General features: G+C 65.9%; 11 protein-coding genes. 6 read left to right on the top strand and 5 right to left on the bottom strand.

Going from position 1 to position 11281, the window contains the following annotated elements:
* Window positions 1–520, bottom strand: a 520-nt coding sequence (locus WA317_RS17585) for an IclR family transcriptional regulator (protein ID WP_425174250.1), incomplete at its 3' end; no start/stop codon positions are given.
* Between the two features lie 68 nt (window positions 521–588).
* Here WA317_RS17585 and leuC point away from each other — a divergent pair.
* From leuC to WA317_RS17570, 3 genes are all read left to right on the top strand, one after another.
* A complete protein-coding gene (gene leuC / locus WA317_RS17580) occupies window positions 589–2019 on the top strand; it encodes a 3-isopropylmalate dehydratase large subunit (protein WP_425174249.1) in 1431 nt (476 codons plus the stop codon).
* Window positions 2020–2037: 18 nt separating this feature from the next.
* On the top strand, window positions 2038–2634 hold the full coding sequence (gene leuD, locus WA317_RS17575; RefSeq protein ID WP_425174248.1) for a 3-isopropylmalate dehydratase small subunit: 597 nt from the start codon (window positions 2038–2040) through the stop codon (window positions 2632–2634).
* 199 nt (window positions 2635–2833) lie between these two features.
* The gene (locus WA317_RS17570; protein ID WP_425174247.1) at window positions 2834–3499 is read left to right on the top strand and encodes an HU family DNA-binding protein; all 666 of its coding nucleotides are present in this window, start codon (window positions 2834–2836) and stop codon (window positions 3497–3499) included.
* A gap of 55 nt (window positions 3500–3554) precedes the next feature.
* Here WA317_RS17570 and WA317_RS17565 read toward each other — a convergent pair whose 3' ends face one another.
* From WA317_RS17565 to cofC, 3 genes are all read right to left on the bottom strand, one after another.
* Window positions 3555–4487 carry an NUDIX hydrolase gene (locus WA317_RS17565; protein WP_425174246.1) on the bottom strand — a complete coding sequence of 311 codons (933 nt, stop codon included), beginning with the start codon at window positions 4485–4487 and terminating at the stop codon, window positions 3555–3557.
* 82 nt (window positions 4488–4569) lie between these two features.
* A complete protein-coding gene (locus tag WA317_RS17560; protein ID WP_425174245.1) occupies window positions 4570–6765 on the bottom strand; it encodes an RNA degradosome polyphosphate kinase in 2196 nt (731 codons plus the stop codon).
* A 41-nt stretch (window positions 6766–6806) separates the two neighbouring features.
* The gene (cofC, locus tag WA317_RS17555) at window positions 6807–7463 is read right to left on the bottom strand and encodes a 2-phospho-L-lactate guanylyltransferase (protein ID WP_425174244.1); all 657 of its coding nucleotides are present in this window, start codon (window positions 7461–7463) and stop codon (window positions 6807–6809) included.
* A 156-nt stretch (window positions 7464–7619) separates the two neighbouring features.
* Between cofC and WA317_RS17550 the strand changes: the two genes are divergently transcribed.
* The 3 genes from WA317_RS17550 (at window position 7620) to WA317_RS17540 (ending at window position 11028) form a co-directional block, all read left to right on the top strand.
* Entirely contained in the window at window positions 7620–8630 is a 1011-nt protein-coding gene (locus tag WA317_RS17550) for an NAD(P)H-dependent glycerol-3-phosphate dehydrogenase (protein WP_425174252.1), read from the top strand.
* Window positions 8631–8690: 60 nt separating this feature from the next.
* Window positions 8691–9809: a cystathionine gamma-lyase gene (locus WA317_RS17545; protein WP_425174251.1), complete on the top strand. Its 1119-nt coding sequence runs from the start codon at window positions 8691–8693 to the stop codon at window positions 9807–9809.
* Window positions 9810–9888: 79 nt separating this feature from the next.
* Window positions 9889–11028 (top strand): D-alanine--D-alanine ligase family protein, encoded by a 1140-nt coding sequence (locus tag WA317_RS17540; RefSeq protein WP_425174243.1) that lies wholly within the window; start codon window positions 9889–9891, stop codon window positions 11026–11028.
* Window positions 11029–11037: 9 nt separating this feature from the next.
* On the opposite strand, the gene WA317_RS17535 is transcribed toward WA317_RS17540, so the two are convergent.
* Window positions 11038–11281: DUF3515 domain-containing protein (locus tag WA317_RS17535; protein WP_425174242.1), on the bottom strand; the 244-nt coding region annotated here is incomplete at its 5' end.

Genomic DNA, 11281 nt, shown 5'->3' with positions numbered 1-11281 from the left:
GTGCCCAGCCGCGCCGGCGCACTTCGGCCAGCGCGCGGTCGGTGAATTTCGCATTCGTCAGCACGGCCTGCTGGACGGCGGAATCGCTGTACGCCAGCAGCACCTTGGCTCCCGACCCGGCCGTCATCGGCAGCCTTGCTCCCACCGGAACGGTGTCGCGGAGGCCTGCCGGGGGTTCCAACGCCGCGATGCAAACCCGGGAGGTGCCCTCTGCGCGGTAAAGCTGCACGCTCTCGCCGGTGACCTCGCGCAGCCTGGGCAGCACCACCGCACTGGCCGCCAGCAGCGGATCATCGACGTGGGCAGCCAATTCGGTGACCGCGGGGCCGAGCCGCCAGCGGCCGTCGTCGTCGCGGGCCAACAGCCGATGAGTCTCCAGCCCGCTGGCCAATCGGTGCGCCGTCGCCCTCGGCAAGCCTGTGCGGTCGCTAAGTTCGGCTAGAGCGCACGGTGATTGCGCGATCGCGTGCAGCATCGCCACGGCTTTGTCCAGCACGCCGATACCGCTATCCTGTCTCACATAGAGATATTAGCGTCTCGCATAGTGAGAGCAAGTGGCGAGCAGGGACGACCGAATCGAGACGGAACATGTCAGCCGAAATTGACCAAGCGCGCAGGCCGCGCACTCTGGCGCAGAAGGTTTGGGACGACCACGTGGTGGTGTCCGGTGGCGGTAGGGATCCCGACCTGATCTACATCGACCTGCATTTGGTGCACGAGGTCACCAGCCCACAGGCGTTCGACGGTCTGCGACAGGCCGGCCGTCCGGTGCGACGGCCCGATCTCACCCTGGCCACTGAGGATCACAACGTGCCGACGATCGACATCGACAAGCCGATCGCTGACCCGGTCTCGCGCACCCAGGTTGAGACGTTGCGCCGCAACTGCGCCGAATTCGGTATCCGGCTATACCCGATGGGCAACATCGACCAGGGCATCGTTCACGTCATCGGGCCGCAGTTGGGCCTCACCCAGCCGGGCATGACGGTGGTTTGTGGGGACAGTCATACCTCCACCCACGGTGCCTTCGGCGCGTTGGCAATGGGCATCGGTACTTCGGAGGTCGAGCATGTGCTGGCCACCCAGACGTTGTCGCTGCGACCTTTCAAGACAATGGCGGTCAATGTCGACGGAGAACTGCCGCCGGGCGTGACGGCCAAGGACATCATCCTGGCGTTGATCGCGAAGATCGGTACCGGCGGCGGTCAGGGCTACGTCATCGAATACCGCGGCAGCGCGATCGAAGCACTGTCGATGGAAGGCCGGATGACGGTTTGCAACATGAGCATCGAGGCCGGCGCGCGTGCCGGGATGGTGGCCCCGGACCGCACGACTTACGAGTTTCTGGCCGGCCGGCCGCACGCGCCTACCGGCGCGGCCTGGGATGCCGCCCTCCGCTATTGGGAGCAGTTGCGCACCGATCCAGGCGCGGAATTCGACACCGAGGTATACCTCGACGCTGCGACGTTGAGCCCGTTCGTCACCTGGGGCACCAACCCGGGGCAGGGAGTGGCACTGTCGGCCGCCGTCCCGGACCCCGAGCTGATGACCGACGACGCCGCACGTCTCGCCGCCGAGAAGGCGTTGGCCTACATGGACCTTCAACCTGGAACACCGATGCGTGATATCCCGGTTCAGGCCGTTTTCGTCGGTTCGTGCACCAACGGCCTCATCGAGGATCTGCGGGCGGCAGCTGACATCTTGCAGGGTCACAAGGTGGCTCAGGGCGTTCGGATGCTTGTGGTTCCCGGCTCCATGCGGGTACGTGCGCAAGCCGAAGCCGAAGGCCTCGGCGAGGTTTTCACGGCCGCGGGTGCCGAATGGCGTCAGGCCGGCTGCTCGATGTGCCTTGGCATGAACCCCGATCAGCTCGCACCGGGGGAGCGATGCGCGGCGACGTCGAACCGAAACTTCGAAGGACGGCAGGGCAAGGGCGGTCGCACACATCTGGTTTCACCGGCGGTCGCTGCCGCTACCGCCGTGCGCGGCAAGCTGTCCACTCCGGCCGACTTGAATTGACGATCGAGGAGACTCACGATGGAAGCTTTTCGCACCCACACCGGAATCGGCGTGCCGCTGCGGCGGTCCAATGTCGACACCGACCAGATCATTCCCGCGGTCTATTTGAAGCGCGTAACCCGAACGGGTTTCGAAGACGGACTGTTCGCGGCTTGGCGCACCGACCCCTCCTTCGTACTCAATCTCAGCCCATTCGACAAAGGTTCGGTACTGGTGACCGGACCCGATTTCGGCACCGGATCCTCCCGCGAGCATGCGGTGTGGGCACTGATGGACTACGGATTCCGGGTGGTGATCTCGTCCCGGTTCGGCGACATTTTCCGGGGCAACGCAGGCAAGGCGGGGCTGTTGGCGGCCGAAATCGCGCAAGATGATGTCGAACTGCTCTGGAAGCTGATCGAGCAGAATCCGGGGCTGGAAATCACTGCCAATCTTCAAGATCGGAATATCTCCGCGGGAACGGTGGTGGTGCCGTTCAAGATTGACGACTACACCGCCTGGCGCCTGCTCGAAGGACTCGACGATATAGCCCTTACGCTGCGGAAACTCGATGAAATCGGCAGTTTCGAAAGTGCTCGTCCGTTCTGGAAACCGCGAACTGTGCCCACGGGTTGAGGCTCGAATTCCGGTCCATTCGCCGGTTGTTCCTGAGTCGATTTCGAGGCTTAACCACCGCCCAAGGGCGGCAACCGGATTCCTAAAAAGTTAGCTAGAGACGCTTGAAATTGCGCGTGGCTCTTGGAAATCAACCCGGTGAGGGTTTACCGTGTCCAATAGTCGGTCCAACGAGGACCACTGGTTTCGGAGGGTTTGCATGAACAAAGCAGAGCTCATCGACGTACTCACAGCGAAATTGGGCTCGGACCGTCGGCACGCCACACTGGCCGTCGAGAATGTCGTCGACACCATTGTCCGTGCGGTGCACAAAGGTGACAGCGTCACCATTACCGGGTTCGGTGTGTTCGAACAGCGGCGTCGCGCGGCTCGCGTGGCCCGCAATCCGCGCACCGGCGAGACGGTGAAGGTGAAGCCGACGTCCGTCCCGGCTTTCCGTCCTGGCGCGCAATTCAAAGCGGTTGTCTCTGGGTCGCAGCGACTTCCATCAGAGGGGCCCGCCGTCAAACGCGGTGCGGTGGCAAGCGGTGCGAAGAAGACAGCGGCGAAGAAGTCGCCGGCCAAGGCGACCAAGTCGACGGCGAAAAAGACCGCGACCAAGGCGCCGGCCAAGAAGTCGACTGCCAAGAAGGCGCCGGCCACCAAGGCCACCAAGGCGACCAAGTCGACGACCAAGCGGGCGCCGGCCACCAAGACGACTGCGACCAAGTCGGCGGCGAAGACAACCACTGCCGCCAAGAAGACCGCCTCAAAGGCCCCGACACGCAAGGCAGCTAGCAAGGCTCCGGCCAAGAAGACCGCTGCCAAGAAAACGGCCAGCAAGGCTCCGGCCAAGAAGGCCACCGCAAGACGCGGCCGCAAGTAATCGTCAGTCAGTCCGAAGACCCTCCGGTGGCCGGTCCACCGGAGGGTGCGGGCTGTTATAGCAACGCGTTGACGGCGAGCGCGCTGCCGATGTGATCGGCGGCCACCAGTTTTCCGGCCGACAGTGAGAGCACCCAGGTGCTGCCCTTGCGATTGCGGGACTTGTCCGGACGCACCCCGTCGCGATCACACCACCATTCGATCAAGTCCGGAATCACTTTGCCTTGCGTACAAATCGCCGGTGTGCCATGCTGCGCGGCGATCTCCAGTATCCGACGCCGGGCCCGCTTGGGGTTGTTGGCGTACGCCTCTTCACTCAGCGAGGGCTCGTCGCGGACGTCTACTTCCAACTCCTCGGCCAGCGGCTGCACCGTCTGGTGACACCGCACCCGATCGGCGGCGTAGACATCGGTGGCGCCGAAGGCCAGCAGCTGTCCGACCAGTGCCTCGGCCTGTGCGCGGCCCTTCTTGTCCAGCGGCCGCTTGGTGTCGTCACCGGAGAAGCGTGACTTACTGCCCGCGGTGGCGTGCCGAACCACCAGCACCGTCTGGGTGTCCGCCGGCCGTTTGGCGAACCCACGCAGAACCTTTCGATCCTGTGAATAGTCCACCTTCTTCATCACGTCGGACAGCGACAGCCATGCGAGCTCGTCGACTTCGCCGTTAGGCGCGAATTCACCGCCGATGCTGCGCGCCGCCCAGTACCGGACTTTTTTGACGCCCTGGTCGACCGGATAGCTGATTGCGGCGACTCGACAACCGAGGTGCACCCGATAACCGGTCTCCTCGAAGACTTCCCGGACCGCGGTCACCGGCTCGGTTTCCCCCCGATCGACTTTGCCCTTGGGCAGCGACCAGTCGTCGTAACGCGGACGGTGAACCAGCGCTATCTCGAACGTGTCGTCTGGGCCGGGCCGCCAGACCACCGCCCCGGCGGCGTAAACCGTCCGGCGCCTAGAGCCCCGGTTGGACGAGGTTTTGGTCGGCACCTAATCTCCTGCAGGTCAATTCGGGCCCCTCGCGACTCACGGGGACGGACAGTCGTCACGACGAGCGCCGTGTCGCGGCCTGTTAGAGGCTACGGTGTCGCTCCATCAGCGACACTTGGTGGTCGCGTACCGTCTCGCCGTCCCGCGGCAAGGCGGTCCACTGCCCGTCCGGCCCGAGTTCCCAGCAACGGGTGGCCGAATCCAGCGCGGACTCGAACACATCATCCAATTGCGCCGTCAGCCTCGGGTCCTTGACCCGAGCCAGCACCTCCACCCGCCGGTCGAGGTTTCGGTGCATCATGTCGGCGCTGCCGATCCAGAACTCGTCGATGGCGCCGAAGTGGATGATTCGCGAATGCTCCAGGAAACGGCCGAGAATCGAGCGCACGAAGATGTTCTCGGAAAAGCCCTCGGTGCCCGGGCGCAACGCGCAGATGCCGCGCACCACCACTTCGACTCGGACACCGGCGCGCGACGCGTGATAGAGCGCATCGATGACCTGCTCGTCGACCAGAGCGTTCATCTTCATCCGGATGCGCCCGTTCCCGGTTTCCTGGTGTGCCGCGACCTCACGCTCGACACGTTCGATGATGCCTGCGCGAATTCCGTGCGGAGCTACCAACAGGTTGCGGTAGGACAACTTGCGTGAATAGCCGGTGAGCGAATTGAACAAGTCGGTGAGGTCTGCCCCGATATCAGGATCCGCTGTCAAAAGCCCGATGTCTTCGTACAGTCGCGCCGTCTTGCTGTTGTAATTGCCGGTCCCCACATGGCAGTAGCGCCGGATCGCCGAGCCTTCCCGGCGCACCACCAAGCAGGTTTTGCAGTGTGTCTTGAGGCCGACGAGGCCGTAGGCCACGTGCACGCCCGCCTGCTCCAGCGCTCGCGCCCAGCGGATGTTGACCTGCTCATCGAAGCGCGCCTTGATCTCGACCAGTGCCACCACTTGCTTTCCGGCCTCGGCGGCGCCGATCAGCGCCCGGACGATCGGCGAGTCACCGGACGTGCGGTACAGCGTTTGCTTGATTGCCAGCACATTGGGGTCTGCGGCCGCCTGCTCGATGAACCGCTGCACGCTCGTGGAGAACGAGTCGTACGGGTGATGCACCAGCACGTCGCCTTCGCGCAGCGTCGCGAAAATACTTTTCGGTGTTTCCCGTTCGGCGAAGGCGGGCGGGGTCGCCGGCACGAAGGGCGGGTCCTTGAGGTCTGGACGGTCGAGGTCGTAAATCTGCCACAGCGATGACAAGTCCAGTAGCCCGGGCACCTCGATGACATCACCGGGATTCACGTCGAGTTCACGCAGCAGCAGTTGCAGCATGTTCTCCGTCATGTCATCGGCAACCTCGAGCCGGACCGGCGACCCGAACCGGCGCCGCGCCAGTTCCCTTTCCAGCGCCTGCAGAAGATCTTCGTCGCGGTCCTCCTCCACTTCGAAGTCGGCGTTGCGGGTGATGCGGAATGCGTGATGCTCCACAATCTCCAGGCCCGGAAACAGCACCGGCAGGAAGGCGGCGATCAACTCTTCCATCGGCAGGAAACGCACGTCACAGTTGACGTCTTGCCCGTCTGCGCCTCCGCAGGCACCCAGCTCGACGAAGCGATCGACGTTGTTGGGCACCTTGACCCGGGCGAAGTGCTGACCGCCGTCTTCCGGCCGTTTGACGGTGACCGCGAGGTTCAGGCTCAGTCCGCTGACGAATGGGAACGGGTGGGCCGGGTCGACTGCCAGCGGCGTCAGTACCGGAAAGACCTGCTCGTGGAAGTACGCCGACAGCTGCTCGCGTTCACCCTCGTCCAAGTCGGCCCAGGTGACCACGTGAATTCCTTCTTCGGCGAGCGCCGGCCGCACCATGTCGAGGAAAACATGTGCGTGCCGGTTGGCGATCTGCTGTGTCTGTTCCCCGATGTGACGCAGTTGTTCACGCGGTGTCAAACCGTCTGCGGAGCGAACGGAAAGCCCCATCTCGTCGCGACGTTTCAGCCCGGCGACCCGAACCATGTAGAACTCGTCGAGGTTCGACGAGAAAATCGCGAGAAACTTCGCCCGCTCCAACAATGGCAGCGAGGGGTCGGCGGCCAGCGCGAGCACACGCGCATTGAAGTCAAGCCAACTCAATTCCCGGTTCAGATAGCGGTGCTCAGGAAGTTCGTCCTCCATCGTCGCCGTGGTCGCAGCGGTCGCAGCAGGTGGTGCGGCCGGGGCGGCGTCATCCGGACGCCACATGCTCTCGTCGGTCAGGACATCTGCGCCGTCACTGGCTTCGGTTTCGGTCATATGGCGATCATGGCCTATCACCCGCCGACGCGGCTACCGCCCTAGCGAGATTGTCGGTCAAGGACCCGACGCGTCGCCGCACCGACTCCCAGGCGGCGGGCCACCGCCAAATCGGCGGGCGTGTCGATGTCGCACCGCAGACCTGGCCACGCACCGGTCAACTCGACACCACCGGAATTGCGGTGGCGCGCGGCCGAATCGGTGCCGAACCGCGGGTCGAGTGCTACGCCGAAAGCCCACAGCGCAGCAGTGCCGGTGCCAAGCCGGTCTGCGACGAAGCTTCGCTGATGCGTGCGCGCAGCCAAGATCGCCTCACTCAACTCCTGAGGCTGCAAAGCAGGTAGATCACCTTGCAGCACAACAAGGTTGACGACATCTTCGGCAACTACCCGCTCGGCAGCCGCGATCGCGTTGTTCAACGGGTCCGGGTGGCCCTGCGGTGTCGGGTCGGGCAGTACGTTCGCTCCCAGTCCCGCCGCCGCGGCCGCGGCGACGTCGTCCGGTGTGACGACCGTGATCGAGCGCACTGATTCCACCCGCGCCGCCGAGGTCAGCGTGTCGACCAGCATGGCGAGCACAACTCTTTCCCGGGTGGACGGCGAAAACTCCGGCGCCAGCCGGGTCTTGGCAACGGCCAGGCGCTTGACGGCCATGATCACTCCGACATCACCGGGACTACCGGCCCGCGCGCCGCTCATGCGGGACATCCTGCCAGCGCCGCCAACCAGATGGCGGCGACCCGCTTCGCCCGGCTTTCCGCCGCGCTCGCGATCGCCGCTGGCCGGGTGGTTTCAGCCCGTGTCGGGGCTAAGGTTAGCGCGCGCAGTAGCCGTGACGACGACTTGGTTGAGGAGGTGGCGCAGATGGCGAGTCGAACAGCGGTGATGGGCGCCGGTGCGTGGGGCACTGCGCTGGCCAAGGTGCTTGCCGACGCCGGCGGCGAAGTCGTCGTGTGGGCGCGACGGCCTGAGCTTGCCGCCGAAATCAACGCCAGTCGAACGAATGTCGACTATTTGCCTAACGTGCAGTTGCCGGCGGGGATCTACGCCACCGCCGACGCCGGTGAGGCGCTGAGTGGGGCGACGACCGTGCTGTTCGGTGTCCCGGCACAGACCATGCGGACGAGCCTCGAGCACTGGTCCGGGTTGCTGTCCGAGGACGCGACGCTGGTGAGCCTGGCCAAGGGCATCGAACTGAACACCTTGATGCGGATGAGCCAGGTGATCATCTCGGTGACCGGCGCCGACCCCGCGCAGGTCGCGGTCGTGTCCGGGCCGAACCTGGCCAGCGAGATCGCCCAGGGGCAGCCCGCCGCCACCGTCGTCGCGTGCAGCGACTCCGGTCGAGCCGTCGCGTTGCAACGTGCTTTGAACAGCGGGTACTTCCGGCCGTACACCAACGCCGACGTGATCGGTACCGAAATCGGCGGCGCATGCAAGAACGTCATCGCGCTGGCATCCGGGATGGCCGCCGGCGTGGGTCTCGGCGAAAACACCGCGGCCGCGATCATCACCCGCGGCCTCGCCGAAATCATGCGGCTGGGAATTGCATTGGGCGCCAAGGGCGCGACGTTGGCCGGGTTGGCGGGAGTGGGAGATCTGGTGGTCACCTGCAACTCGCCGCGCTCGCGGAACCGGTCGTTCGGTGAAGCGCTGGGCCGGGGTGAAACGCTGCAGTCGGCGCTGCAGGCGCGTGACGGCCACGTCGTCGAAGGCGTGACGTCCTGTGAGTCGGTGCTTGCGCTGGCGTCCAGCTACGACGTCGAGATGCCGCTCACCGACGCCGTACACCGGGTCTGCCACAAGGGACTCTCAGTCGATCAAGCTGTGGCTCTCCTGCTGGGGCGCAGCACCAAGCCGGAATGACCGACGATGCCCAGTGACGATCGCCAGCGCGGCGAAGCCGGGCGCAGCGGGTCGTCACCGATGACGCCCCGTCCGTACGGCGATTCCACCCGCAGCGTCAAAGCCGTCAGTTGCCCCGCCAGTCCCGGCCTGCCGGTCGCTCCGTCCCCGGTCCTGGCCGCCACCTACCACCTGTCGGCGGAGGAGTCGGCCGGTGACGCGGCAGTGCCCGACACCTACGGTCGCAGCTCCAATCCCGGCTGGCGTCAACTGGAATCGGCCCTGGCGCAACTGGAAGGCGCCGAATCGGCGTTGGCGTTCGGTTCCGGCATGGCCGCGATCACTGCCGCACTGCGGGTGCTCACCACCCCGGGATCGGTGCTCGTGATGCCGGCCGACGGCTACCACCAAGTGCGCGGCTACGCACGAGACAGCCTTGCGCCTCTTGGGGTGCGAGTCGTCGAGGCGGACAGTGCGCACATCTGTGAAGCTGCCGCCGCCGCCGATGTGGTGCTGGCCGAGACGCCGACCAATCCGCGGCTGGATGTGGTCGACCTGCACCGGTTGGCACAGGTCTGCCGCCAGCGGCGTGCGCGCCTGCTCGTCGATAACACCGCCGCCACGCCGTTCGGGCAGCAGCCGCTGTCGTTGGGCGCCGACCTGGTGGTCGCCAGCGCCACCAAGGGACTGTCGGGCCACAGTGACGTGCTCGCCGGTTATGTGGCCGGCAGCCGGCCGGACCTGATGGCCGCAGTGGAACGTGAGCGACTGCTTTCCGGCGCCATCCTGGGCGGCTTCGAGACCTGGTTGGTGCTGCGCAGCCTGGGCAGCGCGGGGCTGCGGGTCGGGCGGCAATGCGACAATGCGTACGCTCTGGCGACGATGCTGCGTGACCACCCGGCGGTGAACGCCGTGCGCTATCCAGGATTGCCCGACGATCCGGCGTACCCGCTGGCCGCCGCGCAGATGCGTCGATTCGGTGGGTTGGTCGCTGTGCAGTTGGCCGATGCCGCTGCGGTGCATTCGCTGGTGCAGCGCAGCGACCTGCTGACAGCGGCAACCAGCTTCGGCGGCATGCACACCTCGGTCGATCACCGGGCGCGGTGGGGCGACGCCGTGCCGCCCGGATTCGCCCGGATAGCGCTGGGCATCGAAGACACCGACGACGTGTTGACCGACTTCGCCCGTGCGCTCGGTTGAACCGCGCGCTGGGCTGCCGAGGCCAGCTCGCGGCGCTCAACCGGGCCCGCGCACGGATACCCGGTAGCCTCTCTAGGTTGTGAACGCCCGAGCAACGCCTGGTTCCGGCGACCGCATTCGGGTCGCCGTGGTGTACGGCGGTCGCAGCAATGAACACGCCATCTCCTGCGTGTCGGCAGGCAGCATTCTGCGCAATCTCGACCCGCAACGCTTCGAGGTGATCGCCGTCGGCATCACCACCGAAGGTTCCTGGGTGCTCACCGACGGTCGCCCGGAGACGCTGGCCATCACCGACGGGCGGTTGCCGGCGGTACACGACACCTCGGGCACAGCGCTGGCACTGGCGCAGGACCCGCGTCGGCGCGGCCAGTTGCTGGCGCAGAACGTCAGTGGAGAGCAGGCCGCCGGTGGGGTGCTCGGCTCCGTCGACGTGGTGTTCCCGGTGCTGCACGGCCCCTATGGCGAGGACGGCACCATCCAGGGCCTGCTCGAACTCGCCGGTGTGCCCTACGTCGGTGCCGGCGTGCTGGCCAGCTCGGCAGGCATGGACAAAGAGTTCACCAAGAAGCTGCTGGCCGCCGAAGGACTTCCGGTCGGCGCGCACGCGGTGCTGCGGCCGGCCCAGCAGACGCTGGCGCCGGAACAACGCGAACGGCTCGGGCTGCCGGTGTTCGTCAAACCCGCCCGCGGCGGCTCCTCGATCGGTGTCAGTCGGGTGACCACCTCAGAACAGCTGCCCGCCGCCATTGCCGAGGCCCGGCGCCACGATCCGAAGGTGATCGTCGAAGCGGCCATCATCGGCCGGGAGCTGGAGTGCGGTGTACTGGAATTTCCGGACGGCACAGTGCATGCCAGCACTCTCGGTGAGATCCGGGTGGTCGGTGTGCGTGGTCGCGAGGACCCGTTCTATGACTTCTCGGTCAAATACCTGGAGGACGCCGCCGAACTCGATGTGCCCGCCAAGGTCGACGACGAGGTGAGCGACGCGGTGCGTGCGCTGGCGGTCGCCGCGTTCCGGGCGATCGACGGTCAAGGCCTGGCCCGGGTGGACTTCTTCCTCACCGAGGAGGGACCGCTGATCAACGAGATCAACACGATGCCCGGATTCACGACGATTTCGATGTATCCGCGGATGTGGGCGGCCAGCGGTGTGGACTATCCGACGCTGTTGGCGACGATGGTCGAGACGGCGTTGGCGCGGGGCGTCGGCCTGCGTTGACCATCCACGTCAGCCGACCGGCCCCGGGCTGATCGGCACGACGGGCATCGTGCGGTCGATCAGCCCGGACAGCTGCTGAATGGGTGTCGGACCGGATCCGGGCGGCAGGCTCAGCGCTACGTACACCGGCCGGTCGACGGTGTACCAGGTGCTGCGACCGGCTTCACCGCCAGATCCCGGACCGGACTCTTCAAACCATTGCACCCGGTCGACGACCTGGATCGGGGTGCCCACCACGAAGCCGGCCGGCCGG

The organism is Mycobacterium sp., assembly GCF_049802695.1.
In the GTDB taxonomy this organism is placed as follows: domain Bacteria; phylum Actinomycetota; class Actinomycetes; order Mycobacteriales; family Mycobacteriaceae; genus Mycobacterium.
This window is presented reverse-complemented; position numbering and strand designations above follow the sequence as displayed.